22 protein-coding genes, 1 tRNA gene and 2 pseudogenes are annotated in these 26,809 nt (G+C 69.8%); 6 read left to right on the top strand and 19 right to left on the bottom strand.

Going from position 1 to position 26,809, the window contains the following annotated elements; translation table 11 throughout:
• Nucleotides 1–73: 73 nt before the first annotated feature.
• From FHS42_RS36865 to FHS42_RS10335, 9 genes and pseudogenes are all read right to left on the bottom strand, one after another.
• Complete coding sequence (locus FHS42_RS36865) at nucleotides 74–538, bottom strand: hypothetical protein (RefSeq protein WP_246494454.1); 465 nt, start codon at nucleotides 536–538, stop codon at nucleotides 74–76.
• Between the two features lie 99 nt (nucleotides 539–637).
• A complete protein-coding gene (locus FHS42_RS10380) occupies nucleotides 638–865 on the bottom strand; it encodes a DUF397 domain-containing protein (RefSeq protein WP_184571271.1) in 228 nt (75 codons plus the stop codon).
• 424 nt (nucleotides 866–1,289) lie between these two features.
• Nucleotides 1,290–2,162, bottom strand: a complete 873-nt coding sequence (locus FHS42_RS10375) for a helix-turn-helix domain-containing protein (RefSeq protein WP_246494453.1) — start codon at nucleotides 2,160–2,162, stop codon at nucleotides 1,290–1,292.
• On the bottom strand, nucleotides 2,131–2,667 hold the full coding sequence (locus FHS42_RS10370) for a DUF6879 family protein (protein WP_184571267.1): 537 nt from the start codon (nucleotides 2,665–2,667) through the stop codon (nucleotides 2,131–2,133). The genes FHS42_RS10375 and FHS42_RS10370 overlap by 32 nt, the downstream gene beginning before the upstream one ends.
• Nucleotides 2,648–2,851 (bottom strand): hypothetical protein, encoded by a 204-nt coding sequence (locus FHS42_RS10365; RefSeq protein WP_184571265.1) that lies wholly within the window; start codon nucleotides 2,849–2,851, stop codon nucleotides 2,648–2,650. Before FHS42_RS10365 ends, FHS42_RS10370 begins: the two co-directional genes overlap by 20 nt.
• 244 nt (nucleotides 2,852–3,095) lie before the next feature.
• Nucleotides 3,096–4,457: an AAA domain-containing protein gene (locus FHS42_RS10360; RefSeq protein WP_184571637.1), complete on the bottom strand. Its 1,362-nt coding sequence runs from the start codon at nucleotides 4,455–4,457 to the stop codon at nucleotides 3,096–3,098.
• 344 nt (nucleotides 4,458–4,801) lie between these two features.
• Nucleotides 4,802–6,622: pseudogene (locus tag FHS42_RS36860) on the bottom strand (hypothetical protein); the annotation flags it as partial.
• On the bottom strand, nucleotides 6,613–8,229 hold the full coding sequence (locus FHS42_RS36855; protein ID WP_376772559.1) for a hypothetical protein: 1,617 nt from the start codon (nucleotides 8,227–8,229) through the stop codon (nucleotides 6,613–6,615). The pseudogene FHS42_RS36860 and the gene FHS42_RS36855, both read right to left, overlap by 10 nt.
• A gap of 322 nt (nucleotides 8,230–8,551) precedes the next feature.
• Nucleotides 8,552–9,487, bottom strand: a pseudogene (locus FHS42_RS10335) (phosphatase PAP2 family protein); the annotation flags it as partial.
• Between the two features lie 272 nt (nucleotides 9,488–9,759).
• Between FHS42_RS10335 and FHS42_RS10330 the strand changes: the two are divergent.
• On the top strand, nucleotides 9,760–10,377 hold the full coding sequence (locus tag FHS42_RS10330) for a histidine phosphatase family protein (RefSeq protein WP_184571263.1): 618 nt from the start codon (nucleotides 9,760–9,762) through the stop codon (nucleotides 10,375–10,377).
• A 17-nt stretch (nucleotides 10,378–10,394) separates the two neighbouring features.
• Here the strand turns inward: FHS42_RS10330 and FHS42_RS10325 are convergent, their stop codons facing one another.
• Entirely contained in the window at nucleotides 10,395–11,741 is a 1,347-nt protein-coding gene (locus tag FHS42_RS10325; protein WP_184571261.1) for an NsdA family TPR-like regulatory protein, read from the bottom strand.
• 813 nt (nucleotides 11,742–12,554) lie between these two features.
• On the opposite strand from FHS42_RS10325, the gene FHS42_RS10320 reads away from it, so the two are divergent.
• The 4 genes from FHS42_RS10320 (at nucleotide 12,555) to FHS42_RS10305 (ending at nucleotide 16,244) form a co-directional block, all read left to right on the top strand.
• The gene (locus FHS42_RS10320) at nucleotides 12,555–13,031 is read left to right on the top strand and encodes a hypothetical protein (RefSeq protein WP_184571258.1); all 477 of its coding nucleotides are present in this window, start codon (nucleotides 12,555–12,557) and stop codon (nucleotides 13,029–13,031) included.
• A 186-nt stretch (nucleotides 13,032–13,217) separates the two neighbouring features.
• Complete coding sequence (locus FHS42_RS10315; protein ID WP_246494451.1) at nucleotides 13,218–14,261, top strand: spermidine synthase; 1,044 nt, start codon at nucleotides 13,218–13,220, stop codon at nucleotides 14,259–14,261.
• Between the two features lie 376 nt (nucleotides 14,262–14,637).
• On the top strand, nucleotides 14,638–15,693 hold the full coding sequence (locus FHS42_RS10310; RefSeq protein WP_184571634.1) for a LacI family DNA-binding transcriptional regulator: 1,056 nt from the start codon (nucleotides 14,638–14,640) through the stop codon (nucleotides 15,691–15,693).
• A gap of 326 nt (nucleotides 15,694–16,019) precedes the next feature.
• Nucleotides 16,020–16,244, top strand: a complete 225-nt coding sequence (locus tag FHS42_RS10305; RefSeq protein ID WP_184571256.1) for a hypothetical protein — start codon at nucleotides 16,020–16,022, stop codon at nucleotides 16,242–16,244.
• 168 nt (nucleotides 16,245–16,412) lie between these two features.
• Here the strand turns inward: FHS42_RS10305 and FHS42_RS10300 are convergent.
• The 4 genes from FHS42_RS10300 to FHS42_RS10285 form a co-directional block, all read right to left on the bottom strand.
• Nucleotides 16,413–16,485, bottom strand: a tRNA-His gene (locus FHS42_RS10300).
• Nucleotides 16,486–16,579: 94 nt separating this feature from the next.
• Complete coding sequence (orn, locus tag FHS42_RS10295) at nucleotides 16,580–17,188, bottom strand: oligoribonuclease (RefSeq protein ID WP_184571254.1); 609 nt, start codon at nucleotides 17,186–17,188, stop codon at nucleotides 16,580–16,582.
• Nucleotides 17,189–17,192: 4 nt separating this feature from the next.
• A complete protein-coding gene (locus FHS42_RS10290) occupies nucleotides 17,193–18,536 on the bottom strand; it encodes a helix-turn-helix domain-containing protein (protein ID WP_184571252.1) in 1,344 nt (447 codons plus the stop codon).
• A 368-nt stretch (nucleotides 18,537–18,904) separates the two neighbouring features.
• Nucleotides 18,905–19,279, bottom strand: a complete 375-nt coding sequence (locus FHS42_RS10285; RefSeq protein ID WP_312866812.1) for a hypothetical protein — start codon at nucleotides 19,277–19,279, stop codon at nucleotides 18,905–18,907.
• 587 nt (nucleotides 19,280–19,866) lie between these two features.
• On the opposite strand from FHS42_RS10285, the gene FHS42_RS10280 reads away from it, so the two are divergent.
• Nucleotides 19,867–20,388, top strand: coding sequence for a universal stress protein (locus FHS42_RS10280; RefSeq protein ID WP_184571250.1), 522 nt, complete (start codon nucleotides 19,867–19,869; stop codon nucleotides 20,386–20,388).
• A 678-nt stretch (nucleotides 20,389–21,066) separates the two neighbouring features.
• On the opposite strand, the gene glmS is transcribed toward FHS42_RS10280, so the two are convergent.
• From glmS to FHS42_RS36850, 5 genes are all read right to left on the bottom strand, one after another.
• A complete protein-coding gene (glmS, locus tag FHS42_RS10275) occupies nucleotides 21,067–22,887 on the bottom strand; it encodes a glutamine--fructose-6-phosphate transaminase (isomerizing) (protein ID WP_184571248.1) in 1,821 nt (606 codons plus the stop codon).
• A gap of 137 nt (nucleotides 22,888–23,024) precedes the next feature.
• Nucleotides 23,025–23,324 (bottom strand): hypothetical protein, encoded by a 300-nt coding sequence (locus FHS42_RS10270; RefSeq protein WP_184571246.1) that lies wholly within the window; start codon nucleotides 23,322–23,324, stop codon nucleotides 23,025–23,027.
• Nucleotides 23,325–23,410: 86 nt separating this feature from the next.
• Nucleotides 23,411–24,307, bottom strand: coding sequence for a DUF4429 domain-containing protein (locus FHS42_RS10265; protein ID WP_184571244.1), 897 nt, complete (start codon nucleotides 24,305–24,307; stop codon nucleotides 23,411–23,413).
• Nucleotides 24,308–24,499: 192 nt separating this feature from the next.
• Nucleotides 24,500–25,666 (bottom strand): acyl-CoA dehydrogenase family protein, encoded by a 1,167-nt coding sequence (locus FHS42_RS10260; RefSeq protein ID WP_184571242.1) that lies wholly within the window; start codon nucleotides 25,664–25,666, stop codon nucleotides 24,500–24,502.
• 2 nt (nucleotides 25,667–25,668) lie between these two features.
• A complete protein-coding gene (locus FHS42_RS36850) occupies nucleotides 25,669–26,808 on the bottom strand; it encodes a hydroxymethylglutaryl-CoA lyase (RefSeq protein WP_246494510.1) in 1,140 nt (379 codons plus the stop codon).
• Between the last annotated feature and the right edge of the window lies 1 nt (nucleotide 26,809).

The raw sequence follows: 26,809 nt of genomic DNA, 5'->3' as shown, positions 1-26,809 counted from the left end.
GTATGCCCACGTGGAGGTCGCCAGCCTGGTAGGCGACTCCTTGAGCCCCGGCACACGCCCCCCGATCACCTCACTATCGGAGCGGACACGCCAGCTCCGGCTTCACACGATTCGGGCAGCACACCACGGCCAAAGACAGAAAAGCGGGCCGCTCCAAGTAGAAGCCATGGGACACGTCCGAGCCCCAACTCAAGCGTTCGGCGGTCGAGTTGACCACTACCGCCAGTCGACTACTGTCCCGGTCGGCCTCAGAACCGAACCGGGGCGCGTACTCCGCCAGCCGCTCCCCGACCCATGCCGCTGCCTCCTTCGATTCCTCCCATGTTCCCTTGACCAAGGAGCGGGGCTTGATGAGCCAGTAGGCGGTTTCGAGTGGAGGAAGGTCCACTACGGGAAATTCGGCTCTTACTGCCCGGTGGCGCTGGATCAGCTCCGGCCTGCTGTCGGCCGGAGGCGGGTCAGGATGAGGAGGCCGCCGCAGAGCCTCATCATCGAACCGTTGCTTGGAGCCGGCCCACAGATACCCGTGGTGGTGCAACTGTTGTCCCGTTCAGTGCAGGAAGAAGAGGGGAAAGTGCCCAACCGGCTCCGCATCTCGGGGGATCGATCCGGGGCCGGAGGGCACCAGGAATGGCCGTCAGGCAGACAGGCCGAAGCGAGCCGGGTCGATACCGGCCGCCCTCAACTCGGCAGTGGTGAACCTCAGCGGCTCCGCACCGGGCCGCTTGCCGTCGCCCAGCGCCCATGCGTCGGGGCCGATCTTCGCGAGGGTCGCGCACGATTCGCCGTCGGGGTGCGTGTTGCCGCCGCATGCCTTGCGGAACGCGGCGGACTCGGCAAGAGGGAGGTCGTACAGGTCGGTCATGAGCTGTGCCTTCCTGATCGTTTGCACGGCCGCAGGTGCGACCGCCGCCACCCGAACCGGGTGGAAGTCATGGAGAGGCCCCGAAGGGGGCTTAAGCGGTTCGCTCAGGCCGTGCTGGACCGCGTACCGGGACCGCTCGCGGAAGTCGCCTGTCCCCGAAAGGGCTCCTGCACGATCGAGCGGGAATCGCTTACCGCGTTGGTAAGCCGGTTACTCAGAAGTTCTGCTTCGGAGGACAGGAGAACCATCTCCGTGTCGGCTACGTGCTTTCCATTTCGAGTGATCCACATGGGTACTCGGACGTTGCCGTCGTCACCCCGATACGCCTTTCGGGTCGGGATCGGGTCAAGTCGCCAACCTCGCGGGGTCTTCGGTTCGCTCGCCATGAGCCCATCATCAGGCGCCAACAGAAGCGAAGGAAGAGCTAGTTGCGTTGACGCATAAACGCCTCTGACGTCTCATTCAGAAACGCCGAAGCGGCATCGCCGGTAAGAGCGTGCGACCAGAACAGGTCGAACAAGTGCAGGTGCTGAGTGATATCCCGAGGGTCGCGCAGGACGACTTCCCCGGAGAACAGTTCCACCGTCACAAGGCGGTCATCGTAGACGACGAAGATGTTCATGGGAGTGCCCGGAACCTGCACGCCCTGCGGAACTATCCCGATCTCGATGTTGGGCTTCCTGTTGACTTCCGCCATGTGCGCACACTGCGCCGCCATGGCCCCGGGGCTCACCCGCTGCCACTTCACGGCCTGCTCGGTCAGCAGGAACCAGAAGGAGCGGGACGTGTCGTCCAAGATGGCCTGGCGGTCTATGCGGGCCTGCACAGCCCTAACGACATCCCTGGCCGGATCGCTGGCCACCGTGGGCGTCAGCGTCTCAACGGCGTACTCACGGACGTGCAGGAGGCCAGTAGGGATGGCAGGGAGGAAATGCCGCATCACGCGTGAGGAGGACTCAAGCGCCTTCAACTCGGTTTGCTTGTGATAGAGGCCGACACGGGCGTATGCGCGCCAAGACGCGTAATCCACGTTGGCCCGACGCGCCAGCACTAGAAGTTCGTCGGACACCTCATCGGGTACGGCGAGAGCTTTGAGGATACGCTCAACATCAAGCACCGAGGGCAGTGCGCGGCCGGTCTCGATCCGGCTGATTTTGGTCTGGCTCATGTTGCAGCGGATCGCCAGGCGTTCACCGCTGAGGCCGGAAGCGCGGCGGAGACCCCGAAGGGCCTCCGCCAATTCTTTCCGCTCCCGTCCTCGTATTTTAGGTTCGATAGGCACTGAATGGAACGGCATTTTCCAGGGCGAGCTCTCGCCATGCGAGATACTTACCGATGTCCGGGTCTTGGATCAGTTCCCGATTGATCTGTGTTCCGTCGGGGCGGTAGTTGAGGTGCACGACCGTCGATTCGTCGAACAACCAGAAGTCTTGTTCCGGAAGCCCAGAGTTCAACTGGTCGGTCACATCGACTATTTGGTAGTCCTCCCCGGCCGCGACATTCTCGGGGATGCACCACTCGAACAGATACCGGCTGTACGGAGTGAGCGGTCGGCGCACGATCTTGGCTCGGGTCATCGTCCGCCCGGCCGACGCATGGTCCCTGATGGTCCGGTGCCAGAGAGCGTTGAAGCCCTCCGGCCTCTCTGCTCCCGCGAGGAAGTCGCGGACCGTTTCGGCCTCGGCGGGCATGGTGTAGGTCTGGTGCACTTCGAGCCGGAAGGCGGACCGCTCGAAGTCGCGGAAGTACGCCTGCCACTCGTCGCCGTCGAGTAGTACGGGGTTAGAGCCATCGACGGGCACGGGCCGCCTCCTTCAGGATCTCCTCCGGGATCAACACGACCGATTCGCCATCCGGTGTCGGGTGGGTCACGTCATATCCCTGGATCGCCAACACGCCGGGCTCCGGCGTCGCGTAGACGGTCGGGCAGTCACCGTTCCCGCACTTGTCGTCGTCATCGCTCCTGCACGGTCCGCCAGCGATCATGCGTAACCCTTTCACTGAGACCCCCTCCGGTCTTGGTGTGGTCAGCAAGCTACGGACGGTCATACCTCCGCCACAAGAGGGACGAGCCTTCAGTCACGTACTCGCATAAGTCCGAGCCAGGCAGTCACGAGTGGGCGGCCGCTGACCAGCGCCGGGAGGGCTTGGGAGCGTGGCCGGTGCATGACCGGCGGCGTGCCCTACGCTGCTGTGTGATCTTGTTTTCCCAGGCATCCGATCCCATAGGTCATGGGCTCCAGCGCACGCGGTGCTCGGACCAGTGATCCCACGTGGAGAACATCGCCTCCCAACCATCGGGGAACTTCACCGTCACCCCGAGCTGGACCGGCTCCGTCGACGGATGCTCGTCCAGCAACTCGGGCACCCCGGCCCGGCAGACCACGACACACGCGTGCCGGTGCCGCGAGGCCAGCACGCACAGTCGGCCTGTCTCCAGATGGAAGGCGGTGGCGTCGGGCCGTCCTGACAGGGGATGCAGCACCACGGTCACATCGAACTCGCGGCCCTGTAGCCGATTCGCGGTGTCCACCACCACTCCGGACACCCCTAGCCCGGCGAGCGCCGCGCGCACGGCGGCTGCCTGGTCGCGATGGGCCGTGCCGACCGCTATCCGGGCCGCCGTCAGCGGTGCGGGATCGGGGGAGCGCTCGCTGGTCGCCGCCCCGCCGCGGTCGAGTAGCCGGCGCACCACCAGCGCGACCGCGCGTACCGCCTCCGGGTCCGTGCGCGGGGTGTGCCGCGCGGGCAGTTCCAACAACCCCCAGCCGGATTCCGCCGCCTCATCCAGCACCCGATCCACGCCCGACCCATCGGAGGCCACCCCGAAGGACAACTGGCGGTCGTCGTGTCCGGTGCCGCTGCGGAAGGGCGTGTACGGGTAGAAGGCGTTCGAGACCAGCGGCGCGGCGGACGCGGGCAGTCGCCACGAGACCGGCAGTCGATGTTGTGGCAGCCGTGGATTGTGCGCGAGCAGCGTGGTGACGGCGCTGGTGGACGGGTCGTAGGACAACCCCGACCACTGGTCCGCCCCCACCACGCTGAACGGATCGAGCTGCCCGGGGTCGCCGACGAACAGCGCCCGCTCGAACAGTCCGGCGACGGCCAGCAACGCGTCCGAGCGCATCTGGTACGCCTCGTCCACGATGGCGTGCTGCCATGGCTCCACGTTCTTGGTGTGCGCCCACTTCGCGGCCGTGGAGACCACCACGTCGAGTCCGGCGAGTTCGCCGGCCTTGGCTGAGGTACGCACCGAGGGGAGCGAGTCCAAGGCCGGGTCGTACGCCGTGGCGTCGCTGCTGTGTAGCCGGCCGACCGGAAGCGTCGGCTCCGCCTCGGCCAGTCGTAGCACCAGGTCGTCCACCTGCGCGTTGGTTTGCGCGACGACCATCAGCCGCCGGCCGGCAGCAGCCAGTTCGCAGGCCGCACGCACCACGAGCGTGGACTTGCCGGCGCCGGGCGGGGAATCGACCACCACACCGCGCTCGGTGCCATGCAACGTGTCGTGCAAGATGGCGGCCGTCGCCGCGGCAGCCGCCGCCCCGGGGTCGAAGTCGGCCCGTCCCGCCCGTTCACCGCCGGACGATGGCACGCGAACCGCACGCGACAACCGTGCGGCACCACCAACCGGGGCGGCCAGGGCAGCCGCGTCGGCGTCGCTCACAGAAAGTCCTCGTCGGTTACGGGGTCGGGTTGCAGGGCGAGGCGGGGACCCACCGTGGTGCCGATGCCCGCGGCGGCTAGGGCGGGACCGACGCCTGCGGCGCCCAAGGCGGGACCGGCGTCGAAGGCCGGGACGACATCGGGGGCTGAGTGGTCTGCGGTGAGGCGCTCCTCCGCTTGGCGGCCCGTCCCGGAACGATCTTCCGCAAGGTGCCCTGCCTCCCGGTGTTCTTGCGCTCCTTCGGCTGGCCGGACGGCGGGCTCGGCCGGCACGGGCGGTCCGCCGTGTGTCCATGGAGTGTGCTCGGGCTCCGGCAAGTCGGGCCCGCCGCGCGGGGCGTGCTCGAACAGCGTCCAGCACACCTGGTCGCCCCTTTCGGGCACCGAACCGGGCTCGGGGGCCTTCCCCCGCCCCATCCCGCCGGTGAGCCGCAGCACGAGAGCCCCGGTATCCGGTGCATCCCCCGCCGCCCCGCGACCGTCCGGTTCGGCCGGCTCATCGCGCCCGCCCGCCCCAAGCTGCGCGTCCGCCACGTCCACCACGTCCGTCACGTCCGTCACAGCCGCTACGTCCGTCTCGTACGCCACGAACTCCGCCGTCTGCGTCTTGCCGTCGGCCAGTGCGCGGTAGACCTTGGTGCCTTCGTCCAGCAGTGGGCGGTCGGATGTGCGCAGGGTGACGAGCGGGCGCGGGCGCGGAACCTTCGCCTCCGAGTACGCCATCACCACCTCGGTGACCTCCCCGGCGAACGCTTCACCCGCCAACCGCCGGGCCGCCATGATCAGCGGGTCATCCAGCGCCTCCTGGGCATCGAGCTGGGCCTGGGCCGTCTCGCGGGCCGACAGCTTCCGCGCGGCGGTCACCGCGTCATCCCACTTCGGCTGCGGCGGCTCGCCGGCCCGTACGCGGTCGCGGTGGCCCGTATACGACCAGCGGTCGCGCTTCCAGCGATCGCCGACCCTGCTGCCGGGTGGCAGCGCACGCAGCAGGTCCAGGCCGTGCCATAGCGCGTCCCAGGTGGGCCGGAGCTGGCCGGCGATCAGTGCGCGCACCTCCTGCTCGGCCGCGGCGACCTGCTGGGGCACGGCCGCTGCGCGCGCCGCGTCGTAGCGGGCCATGGCCGGGCCGAGCAGCCGGTTGTCGAACGCGGGGTCGGTCGCCGGACCTGCGGGCGGGCACAGCAACTGCCCGCGCCGGTCGCGAGCCACCTCGGCGCGCAGCGCCGCCTCCGCCCCCGAAAGCCCCCCGGCCGGGTCGATCCAGGCCAGCAACGCCCCCAGGTGCTGGTCCTCAAGCCTGCTCTGTCCACTCGCCCAGTGCTGCCCCAGCAGATCGGTCAGCGCGAGCAGCAGCGAAGAACCGGGGACCCGGGCCCGCTCGCCGTAGTGCGTCAACCAGCGTCCGAGTAGCGGCACCCGGGCCGGAGTCGTCCGCGCTACGGGACCTTCGCCCGCGGCACCACCCAGCGCGAGGTCGGCGCCACCTGGGCCATCCGCGCCACCCGGCTCACTTGGCCGCCCTGACTTCGCTAGCTCAACTGTCGCTGCGAAGGCGTCGTCCGGGCCGAAGCCGGCCACCGGCGCGGCTACCTCCGCCGGGCGCGCCTGCAACACGCCGGGGGCCGCCGGGCCCTCCGGCTCCCGCTCCGTGGCCCTGCGAAACCGCATCGACCGGCCGAGCAGCCGTACGAAGTCGATGCCAGGGCCGCTGGGCACGAGCAGTTGCGGCGCGTCCGCGCACAACTCGACCTCGACCGTCACACGTTTTCCGGTCTCCGGATCGGTCTCCTTGCGCTCCTGGAGCTCCACCTCATCCGCGTACGCCGCAAAGTGCGGCAGCATTTCCTCGGCCAGCGCGGCGAGGAAGGCGAAGCGCAGATCACGGTCGCGGGGCTGTGGCACGACCAGCAGTCGCGGCGCGTCCCGGTCCGTGCCCACGAGCGCACCCAGCGGCGCTCCCGCCTCACCGGCGGTGATCAGCGGCACGAACACCAGCGGCTGTTCGGCGATGTGCCGGTGCCGCACCGTCGCGGCGGGCAGCGCCCGCCCACTGCGCACGGCTTCCATCCGCGCGAGCGTCATCATCAGCGACATGCGGCCTCCCCCGCACGGCCCGCCGGGCCGCCCGGCCCCGCGGCAGCGTCCCGCCTCGCGGCAGCGCCCGGCTGAGCGTCTGCGGCGGCGCCATCGCCACACGCCACGGCCAGCGCCTCCGCTCGAAGGGCCGCCGCACGGCGCAGGGCGCGCACGGCCGGATCGTCGTCGGCCGGATTGTCGTCGGCCGGCGCGGAGTCCGGCGCCCGCTCGCCGAGCGCCGCCGCGAGCACGGCCTCCACCGTGGTCAGCCCGCCCAGCTCACCCCGTACGCCCCGACCCAAAGTCTCCACCGCGCCCGCCGCCCTGGCCTGCTGTCGGCAGTGGAACGCCAATTCGCAGGAGGCCAGGCAGTCGGGCACGTATGTCGCTGACACCGCATCCACCGTGGCCGTCAACTCCTGAACGGGCCGGGTCGCCGTCTTGCCGTCGTCCGCGAGCCGCAGATCGAACGTCGCCCCCTCGGGCAGCGCCGCGGTGATCTCCTCGATGCGGGTGAGCCGCGCGAGTTGCCGTCGTGTCACGGAAAGCTGTCTGCGTACGTCGATCAGTTCGGCCGTAGGCAAGTTGGAGAAGTCTTTGGGACAGACCAGCAGCGCTCGCTGCCGCACCAGACCAGCCGCTCCCACCGTGGCGTCCGCCGGCCCGCTCAGCCCACCGCCGCCATCGGCTCCCGGCGCCCCAGCCGGCCCCGCAGCTCCCTCGCTCACCTTCACCGCGCCGCTGCCGGGCACTGCCACCCCGTCGCTCGACTGCGGCCCGCCAGCCTCCGCCACGCCAGCAGGCTCCGCCGGCCCGCCAGGCTCCGCCGGCCCGCCAGCAGCCTGCGGCGAGGAGTCGCCCGGCTGCGAGCCGTTGTTGGCCTCCGAGGACACGGGGGCCAACCCTGCGTTGGGCCCTATGGGCCCGTCGTCTTGGCTGCGTACGGCGTCCGCCAGATCGCTCAGCGCCATCACGTACACCGCCGCCTGCCGGGCCGCCCCGCCCACCTTCGCCGGGTCCGCCGCGCCGTCGAGCATGGGGAAGGACTTGATCTCCACGACGGTCCAGCTCCCGTCCGGGTGCACCACGACCACGTCCGGCTCCAGATACGCCGGCGACCCAGCCACCTCCACACTGACCATCGGGTGGTTGAGCACGGCCCACCGACCGGCAGCGGTGGCGTCCGCCAAGGCCAGCCGGGTGCGGGCCGTACGGCCCTCGGGGCCGTCCGCCGTCAGCTCGGGCGTGTCAATGGCGCCCGGTTCGGGAGCGGGACCCGGGTCGCTCAGCCGCTCCCGCAACAGCGCGATCAGCTGCTCCCCGCCGTCCGCAGTGACCCGAGCCTCGAAGACATGGCCGCGCTGGTGGGCGAAGTGCGACTGACCGAAGGACGCCGGGGCGCCCAGGGCTGCGGCGAGCGCCGTCTTGTCCACCCCAGCGCTGTCGAGCAGCGCGCGGCGGCGGCAACCGGGATTGGCCGCGAGCGCCGCCAGAGCGCGGGCGTCCAACGGGCGTGGTGCGACCCGCGGACCCCGCAGTTCAGCGAGCCGCTGCCGCAGCGCCATCCGCTGGCGCGGTGGCGTCCCGGTCCGCGTTTCGCTTCGACTGTTGAGGGATGTGCTCACCTGCCGAAGTCTCGCACTCACCACTGACAATCGACACGGTCACCCCAGACTCGGGCGTGGAGCGGTCTGCCGATGCACCGGCCACAGCAGCCCTAGCGCCCACCTCGGCTGCGTTGGCTGCGTTGGCTGTTTTGACCGTATTAACAGTATTGGCTGTATTGAGTGCGTTGATTACGTTGCTAGCGTTGATTGTTTTGGCTGTGTCGATTGCGTTGATTGCGTTGATCGCGTTGGCTGTATCGGCTGCCTTTGTCGGATCGGCTGGGTCGGCTGCCACGGTTCGAGCCTTAGCCGTATCTTTCGCCCCCGCCGCCCCGTAGGCGGCCTTGGCTCCGGACCCGACCGCGCCGGGAGTGTTTCCCGGCGCGTCTCGACCCGCAGCGGCGCCTGCCGCCCCGGTCGTCTGCGCCGCGATGGTCGCGGTGGCTCCGGCCTTTGCCCCAGTCTCGTCCGACGCAGGCGCCTCAGTGGCCCCATCCGGGCTCCGCTGTGCGAACCGTGACCACGCCCGGTCCGACACCCGCAACGCGGGCTTGGCCAGCAGGAAGCCGACGCCCATGACGGCCGCTCCGGCGACGGCGTCGAGGAAGTAGTGGTTTGCCGTGCCCATGACGATGAGCGTGGTCAGTAGCGGATACGCGATGCCCGCGGCCTTGACCCAGGCCGACCGGCCGTTTCGCCACAGGGCGATGCCGCACCACAGCGACCACCCCACATGCAGGCTCGGCATGGCCGCGTACTGGTTGGTCAACCCACCGAGTCCGCGCGGCGCGCTCGCCTCGCCGCCCCACCAGCCATACGACCCGTACTGCGCCATGGTGTCCACGAACCCGTGGCTGGCGTCGAGCAGCCGGGGCGGGCAGGTGGGCAGCGTCACAAAGCCGATGAGGCCGATCAGCGTGGAGAGCAGCAGCCAGGTACGCATCAGGCGGTACTTCGCCGGGCGGCGCTTCCACAGCCACACCATGATCGCGGGCGTGACGACGTAGTGCAGTGACGCGTACGCGAAGTCGGCTGGTATGCCGAGCGAGGCGTGCTGAGTGAAGAGGTCGTTGAGCGGCGTCTCGAAGTCGATGCGCAGCTTCTGCTCGAACTCAAGGATGCCCAGGCCGTGGCCGACCGCGCTGGACACGGAGCCCCGTGCTAGCAGTCGGCCGGCCGAGTACGCGGCGTACACCACGGCGATCAGCGGCAACTCAGCCCACCAGCGAGGCCGTGTGCGCTGTGGTGTCCCCGTACGGGGCACGGTCTGGGGCATCCGGTCGCTCTCCCAAGTGTGTTCAGGCGGCCAAAAGGCGCGCAGTCAACCGTACGGTCTCCGTGGCGTAGCCCGCGCACCACCCCCGGAGAGTCCGGCGAAACGCCGTGTTTACCTCTTGTTGGGCTCCCCCTTGGTTGAGCACGCAGGAGACAAGACGTTACGGGAGCCCTGCGGGTTGCCTATCGAACTCGTAAGCGATGATGGACGATGAGCATCCGGCGCGCCGGATCTGCCCCGCTAAATCACCAAATGAGTGAAAGGCCCCCTCGATGGCACCACGCATCCTGCTGGCCCGCCACGGACAGACGGCATGGTCGCTGTCCGGGAAGCACACGGGCCGCACGGACGTCCCGCTCCTGGACGAGGGACGGCGCGGCGCCAAGCTGCTGGGCGAACGGCTGCACCGCGCGCCGTGGAACGGGCTGCCGGGCATGGAGGTCCGCACCAGCCCGCTGCTGCGCGCCAGCGAGACCTGCGAGCTCGCGGGCTTCGGTGACCGCGCGGTGGCCTGGGACGCGCTCCTGGAGTGGGACTACGGCCCGTACGAGGGGATGACTCCTGACGCGATCAAGGCGGCGCGCCCCGACTGGCTGATCTGGCGCGACGGGGTGCCCGCCGGCACGCCCGGCTCCGTGACCCCCGGCGAGACGCTGGCCGACGTCACCGCGCGCGCGGACGCCGTCGTGGAGTGGGCCCGCTCCGCCGACCGTGATGTGCTCGTCTTCGCCCACGGCCATATCCTCCGCTCGCTCGCCGCCCGCTGGCTGGGCTTCGATCTCTCCTTCGCAGCCCGCATCCGGCTCGATCCGACCTCCCTGTCCGTCCTGGGCTGGGCCTACGGCGAACCGGCCATCGAACGCTGGAACGACACCGGCCACCTGGCCTGACGGAGCGCACCGGGCGCTCACATCTTCTGGCCCGCCATCTTCTGGACCTCTCGATGGCATGCCAAAAAGCGCGCCACCACGGCCTCCCGCCGCCATGGCCGCAACCCCTGGGCCAGCTCGTCGAGCATCGCCTGGATACGCGTGGACTGGACGTCCCCCAAGAGGGCGAGCACCCGTTCACCCGCGGCGGCGGCCTCATCGGGCAGCCGGCATCCCACCAGGTCCATGGCCAGCTCCGTGGTGAACAGCGCCCTGTTCCGGACGAAGTGCGGGCTCTGTAGAGCCACTGCCTGGCGCGCATGCTCTACGGCGCGCTCCCAGTGCCGCAGCGCCGACCAGCACTGCGCCTCAAGCCCCGCGCACTCGGCCTGCCCATAGAACGTCATCCACTCCGGATCGGCCTCCGATGGCCCGGCGTCAAACAGCCGCTGCGCCCGCAGCAGCGCCCGCTCACAGCCGGACCGATCCCCGAGCCCAGCCCTGCCGCCCGCCTCGCGCAGCGCGAGCAGCGACAGCAGCCGGGGCGAGCCGAGCCGCCGCCCGGCATGTTGTGCGGCCTGCGCGGCCCGCACTGCCTCGCGCGGCCGTTGCGCATCGCGTGCCAAGAAGGCGATGTTGCAAAAGGCGTGCGCTTCAAGCGCTAGGTCGCCGGCCAGCCGAGCGGTGGCCAGCGCTTCCGCGTAGTGCGAGCGCGCCTGCGGGACCCGGCCGGAGTCATGGGCCAGCCAGCCGACGGAAATAGCCAACTCACCGGCGCCTGCGTGCAGCCGATCGGAAATGGACTGCTGCTCCGTGCCCGCGTCGAGCAACTCGTACGCGTCGCTGAGCGGCTGGGCGGCGCCGCGGTAGATGCCGTCTGCGCCGTGCCGGTCATCCAGCAACCGAATGTGGCGTACGGCCTTTTCCAGCGCCGCAACCTGCGTCGTACCGATGCGCCCGTGCGGCCGGGGCACCTGAGGCATCTCGGCCGGGAGCGGGCGCCGAGGCACCCGAGTGGCCCGCGCGCCGCCCCCCGGCGCATGCTGGCCGGTCACCGCCGCGCCGTTCGTGTCCTTCGTCGGCCCGCTCACCCCGGCCTCACGGCTCCCGTGTCCGCGTACGCTCTCGCGAGGTGCGAAACCCAGATCCAAGAGCGTACGGTCGGGGAACATATGCCGGAACACCCGCTCATAGGCGTAGTTGGGGCAGCGAATGGCGCCGGCCTCGACGCGCCCGATGTAGCGGGCGTCGCAGGAGACCTGTTCCCCGATCTCTCGGGCCGAGCGCCGCACGAGCGCCGCGAATTCGCCCGGCGAGAGCTGCCCGCGTAAGTGTCTGAAGGCCGCATTGGGTCGCGGCGACGAGGATTGTGCTGCCGAGGCCATGGTCGCAACCTCCTGGCGTTCCCCGCCCCGGACGGTTGCCGTGGGGCGGACTGCTGCCGTGATGGGCGGCACGACCGTAGTGGCTGTTACGGAGTAACTACGCGATGTTTAGCCATAAAAGGGATAAGTCATCCATGATCTGCCATGAAGTGCCATCCTTTGCGGCGGCCTGTCGCCGTAGCTGTTGACGATGTGTTGCGTTGAGTTCGTTGGACCATCGCAGTCACACGCGAAGGAGCGGTTCCCTTGCTGGACGCCACAACAGCCACCGGGACAGACGTTAACGGCTCGCGGATGCCCGCACAGTTCCGCCACCGGCCCAGCGAGGACCACAGCGCATCGCTGCCAGCCTCCTGTGCGCACCCGGTAGGTCGGCAGGAAGCCGATGAGGCGGGGACGAAAGCGATGCACGAGGCGCGCGGGGCCTGCGATCCACCTGAGACGCACGAGGTGCGACGTACCGGTGGGACGAGTGATTCCCATGATTCCTCTGACTTTGATGCCCCCTATAACTCCTGTGCCTCTTACGACTCCTACGGGAAAGGCCGTCCCTTCGATGTGCGGGGCGGCGATGGGGCGCGCAAGGTTTCCCAAGTGGCGTATGGGGTCTGCGAGGGAGACTGGACAGGTGAGACCGCTGCCTCATCCGAAGCACCTGCGCCACGGGCCGCCCGTCCGGCCGAGGCCGATGAGGGCTCGGGCAGTCACGGGGCCCAGCAGGGCCGGGAGGCTCTGAGCGCCCAGGAGACTGCGGCCCGGGCAGCTCACGAAGCCCAGGGTCGTGAAGGGCACGAGGCGAGGGTTTGTTGCGACGTGGTCACCGTGCCCGCCCGGCAGGGTTTCGAAGCGGTGGACCTGCTCAGACTGGGCGACTCGGGCGGCGTGGGCCCCGTCCTGCACAACGGCACCTGCGACACGCTCGGCTTCGTCGTTCCCCCGGGCACGGCCGCCGGATGGGACCTGCCGGGTAGCGTCTGTACGCGGGCGTACGCGGGGCGCGGAGCGCGTGCTGGAGCGTGTACGAGCCTGGCCGCGAGCCCGCATACCGCTCTCCACGAGGCCACGACCGCGGCCACGTCGGCAGCCGCGGGCGACGCGGGCGCCACGGGCGTCGCCGGCGACGGAAGAGAGCGCGAGGCGACGGTCCGGGCCGCGTCACCGCCGGGCGTGGGCACCAGCTGGTTGGTCCCACCCGCCGACGCCTACTGGGACGCCACCGACCCCGCCATGCTCCGTGCCGCGCTCGGTGAAGCCGCCCGCGTCATCGAGGTCATCGACCGCTCGCACTGACCGACCCACGGACGCGTCCCGTGCGCACTGTCCGGCGCGGTGTATCGCCACATCCAGCGCCCCGAGCCCCTATCGCCCCGAGCCCCCTAGCGCCCCCGAGTTCTCCAGCGCCCCGGATACCTCGGGGTGTCCTACCGCTCGCGCTCACTCGGCGGTCCGCTGCTGGTCAGCGGCGATACTGGGCACATGGCACGAGGAAGGCGTGGGCGGCACAGCAGCGCCGAACGAGGTACGCGGCGAGACAAGCGAGCAGAGCAGGACCAGCCGCCGGGCGAAGGCACCGGCGGGAACGGGCAGGACCGGCAGGACCGGCAGGACCCCGCCCGGGGCGGCGTCCCGGACCCGGACGGCGCGCGGCAGCAACGGGTGCGCGGGCGCGGCCGGGCACGCGCCGGGACGGCGGAGCCCATCAGCGCGCCCGTACAAGGCGGTCTCGCGGAACTGCTGCCGGACCGGGATCGCCCGCGCGGGCGCACGCTGCTCATCGACGGTGCCCCGCAGTCCCATGTCGATCTCGACGACCCCGGATACCTCGACTTTTCCTACCAGCGCAGGCTCGGGCACATCGCCGACCTGGCCGCGCCATCGGGGCGCCCGATCCAGGCCGTGCATCTGGGCGGCGGAGCCTTCACCCTCGCCCGCTACATCGCCGCGTCCCGGCCCCGCTCCACCCAGCAGATCGTTGAACTGGACGCCGCACTGGTCCAGTTCGTGCGCCGCGAACTGCCGCTGGACGGCAACTGGCGCATCCGAGTGCGTGGCACCGACGCCCGCGCCGGGCTCGGCAAGGTGCCGGACGGTTGGGCGGACCTGATCATCGCGGATGTGTTCAGCGGCGCCCGCACCCCCGCGCACCTCACCAGCACCGAATTCCTCACCGATGCCAGCCGCGCACTACGGCCCGGCGGACTGTACGCGGCGAACATCGCTGATGGCGCCCCGCTGGCCTACCTCCGCTCCCAGGTCGCCACCGCCCGCGCGGTGTTCGCCGAGAGCTGTCTGACCGCCGATCCGGCGGTGCTACGGGGCCGGCGTTTTGGCAACGCTGTCCTGCTCGCCGGTGACGGCATCTTGCCCGTGCCCGAACTGACCCGCCGCGCGGCCAGCGACCCGCACCCGGGACGAGTCGAACACGGTGCTGCCCTGGCCGACTTCACGGGCGGCGCGCGCCCGGTCACCGATGCGAACGCCACACCGTCCCCGGCCCCGCCCGCCACCGCCTTCGACTGAGTGCCCCACCGCTCCGACTGCCCCGCCCCGGCCCCTGCACAGCACCCCGTAGGTGGGCGCGTACGAACGCTCCGGTGCCGGTGGGGGCAGCGGTCACGTTACTGCCGCACCGTGCCGTGCGTGGCCAGCCCCGTACGGGGGAGAGAACGGGCGTACGGACGGGCGGGAGACCCAGTCGTGGGGCGGGGGTGTGGCGCTGAGTTGTGAACACACTCCAGCCTCCAAGCGGTCGCCCGTGGTGAGGAGTTGAAGCATTGGTGCAGATCAGGGCCGCGCGGCCAGGTGCGCGGCGCGGCTGCCGACATCTGACTGTTGTTGAATGTCCAGCGATCGTCGGCGCGGCGGAGGGGTCCGGCGCATGAGGGTGGAGGCAGGTATGGCGGCGGCTAGACGGCGTGGTGCCGGGCGAGGCAGGCCCACCCTGGAGGAGGTTGCCGCGCGGGCCGGGGTGGGACGCGGCACCGCGTCCCGGGTGATCAATGGTTCGCCGCGGGTGAGCGACCGGACCCGTGCCGCGGTCGAGCAGGCGGTCATCGATTTGGGCTATGTGCCCAACCGGGCGGCCCGCGCGCTTGCCGCCAACCGGGCCGACGCCGTGGCACTGGTCATACCCGAGCCGGAGACCCGGCTGTTCGCCGAGCCGTACTTCTCCGACATCATCCGTGGCGTCGGCTGCGAACTCGCCGATACGGACCTGCAACTGCTGCTCACCCTCGTGCGTACCCCCAAGGAGCGGCAGCGGCTGGCCGACTACCTGTCCGCGCACCGCGTGGACGGCGTACTGCTGGTCTCCGCACACGCCGAAGACCCACTGCCCGACCTGCTGGAGCGGATCGAGGTGCCCGTCGTCCTCGGCGGTCGGCGCGCAGCCCGTGAGACGGTCCCCTACGTGGACTCCGACAACCTCGGCGGCGCGCGGGCCGCCGTGGCCCACCTGGTGGAGCGGGGCCGCCGAACGATCGCCACCATCACCGGGCCGCTCGACATGTACGCGGCCCAGTGCCGCCTCGACGGTTACCGCGAGGCCCTGGAAGCAGCCGAGCAGCCCAAGGCCCCCGAACTGATCGAGCCGGCCGACTTCACCGAGGAGGGAGGGCGGCGGGCGATGGCCGCACTGCTGGCCCGCCGCCCGGACCTGGACGCGGTCTTCGCGGCGTCCGATGTGATGGCCGCAGGCGCCCGTCAGGTGCTCCGGGAGAACGGCCGCAAGGTCCCCGGCGATGTGGCTCTCGTCGGTTACGACGACTCACCCATAGCCCGCCACGTGGACCCGCCGCTGACCAGCGTTCGACAGTCAACCGAGGACATGGGCCGCGCGATGGCCCGCGTCCTCCTGGAACAGATCGCTGCCCGCTACACCGACGTCAAGACGCCCCCTACCTGCCCTCAACTCGTCCTGCCTGCCGAACTCATCCGCCGCGAGTCCTCCTGACGTACCCCCGCGCCTACTCCGTACCGATCGCCGCACCTGCCCCCGGGCCCCCCGTCAGGTGCACCCACCGCCAGGGCCGGAGTCCGTATCGCCGGCCACCCGGGCCACGGGCCGTGCCGTACGGACCTGCGGGCGAGCTCGCAGGGAGCAACGGCGATGGCGCACGGAGCAACGGCGCAGGTGTACGGAACAGCGGCGCTGGCGTGGCGACGTGAGGGGCCCACGGGTCACGCCGTACGCGCCCGGCCCTGTGGTGCCTGCCCGAATTGGGCGCTGGGTTCCTCGCCCAATGTGCGACCGCACCGCGCCGGGCGCACGCTGGAGACATGGCTGAACATCCGCCCGTGATCGTCCATCCGCCCATAGCGTCGGGCGGACGCCGCGTCACGATCCGCGGCGTCATCGTCGGCCTCGCCCATGGCCGGGGGGACGTCTCGGAGTTTTTGCGCAGGGCCGGCATCGAGGACCCCGAGGACCTGACGCTGGGCAACCCCGAGCAGATCGAGTGGCGGGGCGGCGATATGGACCACTGGCCCGCTCCAGCAAGCTGATGGCCGGGGCTCCCTTTGCGGGCCCCAGTCCGCGCCAGGCCCCGGGGCCGGCCGGCGTGGCGTTCGCATCGGGTCCTCACCGCGCCCGGTTCCACTGCCAGTGCCACTTCCACTGCAACAACGAAAGGCCCTGACCTGCTTTCGCAGGTCAGGGCCTTGATCGTTCAGGGTGAGTAACGGGACTCGAACCCGCGACATCCTGGACCACAACCAGGTGCTCTACCGTCTGAGCTATACCCACCATGACCGGTGCTTTCCGTACCGGACGAGGAAAAGTGTACAGGGTCCGAAGGGGTGCTCGCTCCCGGCTTGTTCAGAGCCGGGAGCGAGCACCCTCACGCTGGCGACGAGGGCAGGACGTACTTGCCCGCGATCGACTTCGCCCGCTCCGAGTCCGGGCCCGGTTGCGGCACGAAGATCGCCTCGCGGTAGTAGCGCAGTTCCGCGATGCTCTCTTTGATGTCGGCGAGTGCCCGGTGGTTGCCGTTCTTCTTGGGGCTGTTGAAGTAGGCGCGCGGATACCAGCGGCGGGCCAACTCCTTGATCGACGACACATCGACGATCCGATAGTGGAGATGGCTCTCCAGGTCGGGCATGTCGCGGAGCAGGAAGCCTCGGTCGGTGCTCACCGAGTTTCCGCACAACGGGGCCTTGCCCGGCTCCGGCACCTGGGCCTTGATGTACGCCAAGACCCGTTGCTCGGCGTCCGCGAGCGTGGTGCCGCTGTCCAACTCGTCCAGCAGCCCGGACGTGGTGTGCATCTCGCGCACCACGTCCGGCATGGTGGTCAGCGCCTCGGCGGGCGGACGGATCACGATGTCCACACCGTCGCCGATGATGTTCAGTTCGGAATCGGTGACCAGCGCGGCCACCTCAATGAGCGCGTCGTCGGACAGCGAGAGGCCGGTCATCTCGCAGTCGATCCACACCATGCGATCGTTCATGGCGTCACCCTACGGGGCGTTCCCGCTGGCCGGGCAGGCTGGCGCGGCCAGGAGTACGCGCCGACTGTTCGGGAAGACGTGGAACGTAGGCATCCGACTCGGGCTTCCCCGGATCGGAGCCGCCGTGCATCGAGCCGCCGTGCTGCATGCCACCGTGGTGCATGCCACCGTGGCCTAGCGCGGTGGCGCCGGATGGTCCGCCATGTGCGGCTGCGGCGGCCATCGGTGCGCGGCGGACCTGGATTGGCTCGCCGGAGCGTTGCTCGATGAGCTCCGCTCGGTCGGCTCGTTCATGGCGTTCCGCCCGATCGGCGCGTTCGGGCGGCCCGCTTTGTGGCCTGCGCGCCCGGTACGCCGCTCGGTAGGCCGCCGGGGACGATCCGAGCTGCCGCCGGAAGTGGCCGCGCAGCGCGACCGGTGAGCGGAACCCGCAGCGTCCGGCGACCTCGTCCACGGAGTAGTCGGAGGTCTCAAGGAGTCGCTGGGCCTGAAGCACCCGTTGGGTGATCAGCCACTGAAGTGGAGCGCTCCCAGTGAGCGAGCGGAAGCGTCGGTCGAAGGTTCGGCGACTCATATAGGCGCGAGCCGCCAGCGCTTCGACGTCGAACTGCTCATGGAGATGCTCCAACGCCCACGCCACGACCTCGGCCAGCGGGTCGGCGCCGATTTCTTCCGGCAGCGACCTGTCTAGGTAGCGTTCCTGTCCGCCCGATCGGCGCGGCGGTACGACGAGACGGCGGGCGAGTGCCCCCGCCGCGTCGGCGCCGTGGTCGGTGCGCACGATGTGCAGGCAGAGATCGATGCCGGCGGCGGTGCCCGCCGACGTGAGCACGTCACCGTCGTCCACGAAGAGTTCCCTGGGGTCCACGTGGACCGACGGATATCGCTTGGCCAGCGTCGGCGCATACATCCAGTGCGTCGTCGCGGGCCTTCCATCGAGTAGTCCGGCCGCCGCCAACACGAAGGCACCGGTGCACAACCCGACGATGCGGGCGCCCTCCTCGTGCGCACGGCGCAGCGCGTCCAACGCGGCCGTGGGCGGTGACTGGGTGATCGACCGCCAGGCTGGTACGACGACGGTGCCCGCTCGGGAGAGGGCCTCCAAGCCGTACGGTGCGGTCAGTTCGAGTCCGCCCGTGGTGCGAAGCGGTACGTCTTCGCCCGCGCACACCAACAATCGGTAGCGAGGGACGCCGGCGTCTTGCCGGTCGATGCCGAAGACAGAGAGCGGTATGGAGCTCTCGAAAATGGGGCCGCCGCTAAAGAGCAGCACTGCGACGATCTCCCGGCGGCGGCGTCCGGAGAGCTTTCGGGCGGCCTCCGGTACGGTTGTGGAGTCCTGGCTCATGGAACTAAGCCCCCCTGGGTGGTCGCGTCCTCTCGGTCCTGCACGTTTCCCCTCGGTCCTGAACGGTTCCCCCGCCGGTCATGGCCAAGATCGAATCTACTGTGTCGCGTGTGGTCACCGTGACCAGTTCACCACCCGCCTGTAAGTCGACATGACAACTTGGCGTAAAGCATTCGATCACGAAGCGTTGCACTCGTGGGGCCCAGAGGGAAGTGCGCCTTTCGCCTTCGCCGCCTCCCCGTAGGGGGTAAGTCCCCCCGACACTCCTTTCCTAGCTGGTCAGACGTGGGTTGGAGGGGCTATTTGGCAACAGGCACAACTTGTTCCGAAGTTGGCTGAAAACCGTTGGCCGCAAACGTACGAGCGGGTCAGCCGACAGGCGTACAGCCTTCGGACAGGTGGCCAACAGGGCGCTCGGCGGGCGTCGTACGGCCGTATCGGGCGCAGTGCGCGCGCAGGTGTTCGGCGGTCATTCGGGCCGCCCGCCGCTCCGCTCGGCGAAGCAATGTGCGGCAGGCGGCGGTTACCGCGGCGAGGCCGAGCGCGGTGCCTGCCGCGCCACCGAACGAAGATCCACACACCAGCAGGACCATCGGCATCAGCGCGCAGCAAAAGGCGCCCCAACTGACCATGTCGCCCGCGGCGGCGGAGGCCGACCTTCCGGTCGCTCGGGTGGGCGCCGCGCCCCCACAGGTGAGCCCGGCGAGCGCGAGGGTCTCGGCCCGAGAGGTAAGGCGCGGCACTGAGCGGGGTCCGGCGGAGGTGACCCGGGGCGCGGTGAAGAGCCCCGCACGCGCCGGCGCCCGCCCTTCGAGGTGTGAGGAGCGGACGGTACGTAATGGGTCTGACGCGCCGGCTGGGGCGTCAGGGGCAGAAGGTGTGGCAGTGGTGGCAGGGGCAGAAGGGGATGTGTCGGGTGTGGTGCGGGGCGCGGCGGGGGCGTGGGCGGGGATGTACTCGCTGAGTCGGGGCACGAAGTCTTCCCTCCTAGGGGAGGAGGTCCCTCCGGGTGACGGCTAGCGGGTACTACAACGCCTTGTTTGCCATCGGGTCACTACACGGCGTACGCCGGGGGGCCACTTGGGGCATTGCGCTCTGAGCGGCCCTCCGGCATGCTCCGATGAAGCTTGCCCAGCTTGCCCCGCCTGTCGGGGTTGCCTCTGGGCAGGCGGGGAGTGGCGCCGTACCCTTGGGGGTGGGTGCTTGGAAAGGTGAATCCCGGACGATTTCCGTCCGGCGCCGCCGATCCCGCTCCCACAGTCCGTTGTCCACCGCAACAACCCCCCCGCCGAAACCCTCCGCAGCAGGACTTTCTTCGCCGAGATAACAGATGGCCGGTTACGAAATCCCCGAACCCGCGGACCGCAAGCGGGTCGCCGACTCCACGGCGCACCCCGAAGCGGCGGAAGAGACGCGTCATCCTTGCGATCCGGCGTTCCAGCATGGAGTGGTAGTCGGCTTCGACGGCTCGGTGTCCAGCGAGCGCGCGCTCGCCTACGCCATTGGCATGGCCCGCCGCTCTGCCTCCGGTCTGATCATCGTGCACGTCGCCAACCGGTTGCCTACGACCGTATGGGCCGGCTGCGAGCCCCCCGTCTTTGTGGACGTCCCCGACCACCGCACCGAGGTCCTCGGCCTCGAACTGGCTTGCGCGGACTACCTCTCCGAGGTGCCGTGGATTCTTGTTGAGCGCGGCGGCGACATCTGCCATGAGCTGGAGGAAGTGGGCAGGGAGTACGCGGCCGACGCCATCGTCGTGGGCTCCACGCATGGGCTGGTGGGCCGGATCTTCGGCTCCGTCGCCGGGCGGCTCGCCCGCCGCGCGCAGCGCCCGGTCGTGGTCATCCCGTAGCGCGCGAGCCCTTCCGCGGTCAGCGCCTCCTGGGGCGGTGCTTCCCTTTATAGGGCCCAGCGCGGGGCTTTTCTGGGCCCGCCGTGGGGCGCCGTAGGCCCGCTGCGGGGGCCTGGGGCTGTGCTGGGTACCTCGCGGCGCCATGGGGCTGTGCCGGCTCTGCTAAAGCGGATGGCGCGGATGGCGCCGGGGCGCGAGTGCCCAACGCCCGCGCCGTGGCGGTCATTTGACGGGCCTCAGTTTGTTCGCCCAGGCAGGTGGATTGTGCGTTTGTGACGGGTACACCCCCATCACGTGGCAGTACAGGCGCGCCAGCGGGGGCGCGACGCGCCGCTCGCCGGGAGTGACGGTTCCCGAGCGGGATGGCCGCATGCCGACGTAAGGGCGACGTCGGCGCAGGGGAGGTGGCTTCCCGCGCGCGTGGTGGCATGCGCGGGAAGCCACCCCTCCGTATCCCCCGACCATCCGATGCGGCTGTTCCGTACGCGGCAGCCCGTATGCAGCCCGTGTGCAGTCGTGTGCAATCGATGCAGCCTGGTGCAGCCGGTGCGTACGCGCTGGTTGGTGCAGCCGATGCGTACGCGGCAGCCGGTGCGCGGGGTGCGGTGCGGCGTAGCTGAGCGCTGCCGGGGCCTTGCGGGTGGTGTGGAAGGGGAGCGGCGAGGTCGGTGGGGTCGGTTACTCCACCGTCACGGACTTGGCGAGGTTACGCGGCTTGTCGATGTCCCGGCCTAGCGCCAACGCCGAGTGGTAGGCCAGCAGTTGCAGCGGAATGCCCATCAGGATCGGGTCGAGCTCGACCTCGTTACGGGGCACCAGGATCGTGTGATCGGCCTTTTCCTGCTCCTGGTGCGCGACGGCGAGGATGCGACCGCTGCGGGCCTTGATCTCCTCCAGCGTCGCCCGGTTCTTCTCCAACAGGTCGTCATCCGGAAGCACGGCGACCGTGGGCACCTCCGGCTCGATCAGCGCGAGCGGGCCGTGCTTGAGCTCGGACGCCGGGTACGCCTCGGCGTGCACATAGCTGACCTCCTTGAGCTTCAAGGACGCCTCGCGGGCCACCGGATAGCCGCGGACCCGCCCGATGAACATCATGCTCTTGGCATCCGCGTACAGCGCTGCGAGCTTCTTGATCTCCTCCTCGCCGCTCAGCACCTCGGCGATCTGCTCCGGGAGCTTGCGCAGCCCGGCGATGATCCGCTTGCCGTCTGCGACGGACAGGTCGCGGATGCGGCCGAGGTGCAGGGCGAGCAGCGCGAAGGCAACGGCGGTGTTGGTGAAGCACTTGGTTGAGACGACACACACCTCCGGACCCGCGTGCACGTACACGCCGCCGTCCGTCTCGCGGGCGATGGCGCTGCCGACGACGTTCACCACGCCGAGGACCCGCGCTCCCTTGCGCTTCAGCTCCTGCACGGCCGCCAGGGTGTCGTAGGTTTCGCCGGACTGGCTGACCGCGATGTAGAGGGTGTCGGGATCGACCACGGCGTTGCGGTAGCGGAACTCGCTCGCCGGCTCCGCATCGGCCGGGATGCGCGCCAGCTCCTCGATCAACTGGGCCCCGATCAGGCCCGTATGGTAGGCCGAGCCGCAGCCGAGGATCTTCACTCGACGGACCCCGCGCGCCTCGCGGGCGTCCAGGTTGAGGCCGCCGAGGTGGACGGTGGAAAAGCGATCGTCGATGCGTCCGCGCAGCACTCGGTCCACGGCGTCCGGCTGCTCGCAGATCTCCTTGTGCATGTACGTGTCGTGGCCGCCCATGTCGTACGACTCGGCCTCCCACTCCACCGTGGTCGGCGACGCGGAGGTGCGGCTGCCCTCGGTGGTGTAGGTGCGGTAGTCGTCGGCCTTGACGGTGGCCATCTCGCCGTCGTCCAGCGTGACGACCTGCCGGGTGTGGCTGACCAGGGCCGCCACATCGGAGGAGACGAACATTTCCTTCTCGCCGATGCCGAGCACCACGGGCGAGCCGTTGCGGGCGGCAACGATGCGGTCGGGGAAGTCGGCGTGCAACACCGCGATGCCGTACGTGCCCTCGATCAGCCGCAGCGCCTCGCGAACCCTCTCCTCCAGGGTCTCGGCGGTGGAGCGGCCGATCAGATGCGCGAGCACCTCGGAGTCGGTGTCGGAGATGAACTCCACGTTGTCGGCGACCAGCTTGGCGCGCAGCGCGGTGGCGTTGTCGATGATGCCGTTGTGCACGATGGCGACCTTGCCGGTGGCGTCCTGGTGCGGGTGCGCGTTGAGGTCGTTCGGCGCACCGTGGGTGGCCCAGCGGGTGTGCGCGATGCCGACCGTGCCGGCGAAGCGCTTGGGGAGGCGGGACTCCAGTTCGCGGACCCGGCCCTTGGCCTTGGCGGTCTTCAGCCCCCCGGTCTTGCCGCCGGTGTGCAGGGCGATGCCCGCGGAGTCGTAGCCGCGGTACTCCAACCGCTGGAGCCCCTCAAGAAGCAGCGGAGCCACGTCCCGTTTGCCGATATAGCCGACGATGCCACACATGGTCGGTCCCTCCCGCGTGATGTAGATGTCTTGGAGCGATCAACAACTCGCTGACCTGTCCGCCGCCGATGCGTCGGCTCGCGGCCCGCTGGTCTTGACCTGGCGAACTGTGGATTGCTGGGTTCAGGGTGGCCCGGTCAGCCGTAGACAATGCGGCGAAGTTGCCGCAGGGAGAGCGCGGGCGGCGCTACCGCACGGTGCGGCAGCTCGGTCGCAATCCGCTCAAAGATGTCCGCATTCGTCAGCCCCGCGGACTGTAGTTCGCGGTGGCGGCGGCGTACGAACTCCTCCGTCGTCTCATCGAAGTACGCCAGCACATCGAGCACCACCCGGCTGGCCTCGCCGCGGTTGAGCGGTGAGCTACGCACCAGGTGGTCAACGAGGTCGTCATGAGACGTCTGGCTGGCGCCAGCGCTTCGGTTACGGCGATCGAGCACCCGTCGATACTGCGGGTGAGCGAGGAGTTTCGCAAGAAATCTGCCCGATATCGGGCACGGCTCGATGAAAATGACGACGGGATGGCCTAAAGGAGGCGCAGCACGGCCTGCTTTGCGGTGCTGAACTCGTCGTCGGTCAGTATCCCCTCGCGGTGCAGCTCACCGAGCTCGCGCAGGCGTCGTAGCAGCGCATCGTGGTCGCTTCCGCTTCCGCTTCCGCCGGGCGCGGCCGGTGTGGCGGCGGCCGACGCCGGGGCCGGTACGGAAGCGGGCTCGGGCGCCGCGCCAGGGTGCGGCATCCGGGCGGTGACCGCCGCCGCTACCAGCGCCATCAACGGGTCCTTCTTGAAGCCGTACAACTCGACCGCGCGCGGGTCGTACTTCGGTGGCGTCTTGGTGGGCGCCTTGGCCACGATGAAGCGGAGGTAGCCGTTCTCCAGGCCGGCGGGCCATAGCCACTCCACGGCGTCCACGTCGGCGATCGAAAAGACCTGGGTCCCGGCCGACTTCTTGGAGTCCTCAGTCTTCCAGTTCCATTCCAGGCGGATGTTCTCCCCGTCGAAGGAGGCCGTGGCGTCACCGGCCGAAGCCGACAGCGGTACCGGTGGGCCGGGCAGCAGATATCGGTCGCACGGTGTTGCGGGCACCTGCTCCAGGAGCAGCGCGTTGCGGACCTCATCTACGAGGTACTCGGCGACGCCCGAGCGGTCCGGCTCGACCGAGAGCTGATAGGGGTCAGCGCCGTCCGGCAGCCACCCACCCACCGCCTGCAACAACGGGTCGGAGCCCTCCCGCAGGCGCAGCCGTAGCCGTCCCGATTTGCGGCCCACCTCGAAGGAAACTCCCGTCAACACCTGCAACGGCACGACCAGTTCACCGAGCGCCTGCCGAACGGGGCTGACGCTCTTGTCCCGCCCCGGCACGATACGTATGGCCTCCCCGTCGAAGGTCCATGTGCCGTCCTTTTGGATGATCTCCGCCATGACCTGGATTCTTCCACGCGCTGTCGCCATGGACGGTGGGCTCTGCCCGTTCCGCGGGGCTGCTGCACGGACGCCGTGGGGGCGCGCGGCACGTGCGGAACGGGCAGAGTGGGGGAGCGGGCAGGGCGGAAATGGGCGGGGCGGGGTGGACAACGAGCGGCGGGCGGGAACGGGGTTCGCTGGGAAGTGGCTTTAGGCTTCCAGGCCGAGCTCGCGGGCGATCAGCATGCGCTGCACCTCGCTGGTGCCCTCGCCGATCTCCAGGATCTTGGAGTCGCGCCACATGCGCGCCACCGGGTACTCGTTCATAAAGCCGTAGCCGCCGTGCACCTGGGTGGCCTCGCGGGCGTTGGTGACCGCCACCTCGCAGCTATACAGCTTGGCCATGGATGCCTGCTTCTTGAACGGCTCACCGTGCGCCATCCGGGCTGCGGCGTCCCGCCAGGCCGTACGGGCCGTGTAGGCACGCATGTCCATGTCGGCGAGCTTGAACTGGATGGCCTGGTTGGCGCCGATCGGCTTGCCGAACGCCTCACGAGTCTTCGCGTACGCCACGGACTCATCCACACAGCCTTGGGCGAGCCCGGTGGCCAGCGCGGAGATGGCGACCCGCCCCTCGTCCAGGATGCGGAGGAACTGCGCGTATCCGCGGCCCTGTTCGCCCAGCAGGTTGGCGGCCGGGACGCGGCAGTCGGAGAAGGACAGCTCGCGGGTGTCGGATGCGTTCCAACCGACCTTGGAGTACGGAGCGCCCACGGTGAAGCCCGGAGTGCCGGAGGGCACGATGATCGACGAGATGAGTGGACGTCCATCGGGCTTGCGGCCCGTGACGGCGGTGACCGTGACCAGTGAGGTGATGTCGGTGCCCGAGTTGGTGATGAAGCACTTGGTGCCGTTGATCACCCACTCGTTGGTCTCCTCGTCCAGCCGGGCCGTGGTGAGGGTGCCTCCCGCGTCGGAGCCGCCGCCGGGCTCGGTCAGCCCGAAGGCGCCCAGCGCGGCACCGGAGCACAGGTCCGGCAGCCAGGTGCGCTTTTGCTCCTCGGTGCCGTACAGGTAGATCGGCATGGAGCCGAGCGAAACGCCGGCCTCCAGCGTCACGGCCACGGAGGAGTCCACGCGGGCCAACTCCTCGATGGCCAGGCACAGAGCGAGGAAGTCACCGCCCATGCCGCCGTACTCCTCGGAGTAGGGCAGCCCGAACAAGCCCATGCGGCCCATCTCGCGGATGATCTCGTACGGGAACTGGTGGTTCTCCCAGAACTCGCCGATCGACGGTGCGACGACATCGTGCGCGAACGCCTCGACGGTCTTGCGCAGTTCCTCGTGCTCGGCGGACAGACGGTGGTCGAGGGACATGGCTACGGCTCCTTGTGGGAGAGGGCGCGAACAGTACGGGAAGGGCTGGGCCGGCCCAGTTGGTCGGCCATCCACACGCTGGTAGCGGTGAGCCGGCCGAGATCGACCCCGGTGTCGATGCCGAGGCCGTGCAACATCCAAACGAGGTCTTCGGTGGCGAGGTTGCCGGTGGCGCTCTTGGCGTACGGGCAGCCGCCGAGACCGCCGGCGGAGGCATCGACGGTGGTCACGCCGTGCTGGAGCGCTGCGAGGGTGTTGGCCAGGGCCTGGCCATAGGTGTCGTGGAAGTGGACACCGATCCGGTCGGTCGGCACCCCCGCCTCGTTCAGCGTGGTCAGCAGCGCGGAGACATGGCCGGGAGTGGCGACGCCGATGGTGTCGCCCAGGCTCAGCTCGTCACAGCCGAGGTCCAGGAGGCGGCGGCTGATGTCGGCGACCCGCGCTATCGGCACGGGGCCCTCCCAGGGGTCACCGAAGCACATCGACAGGTAACCGCGCACCCGGGCCCCCGCCCCGGCAGCCTTGGCGATCACCGGTGCGAACATGGCCAGCGCCTCGTCCACCGTGCGGTTGAGGTTGGCCTTGGCGAACGACTCGGTGGCGCTGCCGAAGACGGCGATATCGCGAACACCGAGCGCCAGCGCACGGTCCACACCGCGTTCATTGGGCACCAGAACCGGCAACCGGACACCGCCCGCACCGTCGGCCCCGGCCGTGCTGGCGCTGGCCCTGCCGATCCCGACTGGGCTGGTCCCGGCTGGGCTGGTCCCTACCGGGCTGGTCCGGGCTGGGTTGGCCCCGAGTGGGCTGGTTCCGGTCGTGCCAGCGCCGCCGTGGGCGCCTTCGCGAGCGGCGGCGTCCCCAGTGCTGCTGTCGCTGCCGTTAGTGCCACCGGGGCCCACGCCGAGCCCGTCGAGCAGCGGCATCAACTGTTCGGCATCGGCGAGTTGGGGCACCCACTTGGGGTGGACGAAGCTCGTGGCCTCGATCGTGCCGAGCCCGGCGGCGGCGAGGCGACGGATGAACTCAGCCTTCACCTCAACGGGCACGATCGCTTTTTCGTTCTGGAGGCCATCGCGCGCGCCGACCTCGTAGATACGGACCCGAGCCGGAAGGCCGGCGCCCGGCGCGGGGACGGCCATC

It is taken from the genome of Streptomyces zagrosensis (assembly GCF_014203645.1).
GTDB lineage: Bacteria > Actinomycetota > Actinomycetes > Streptomycetales > Streptomycetaceae > Streptomyces > Streptomyces zagrosensis.
The sequence above is the reverse complement of the archived record's forward strand: the minus strand, read 5'-3'. Positions and strand labels throughout refer to the sequence as shown.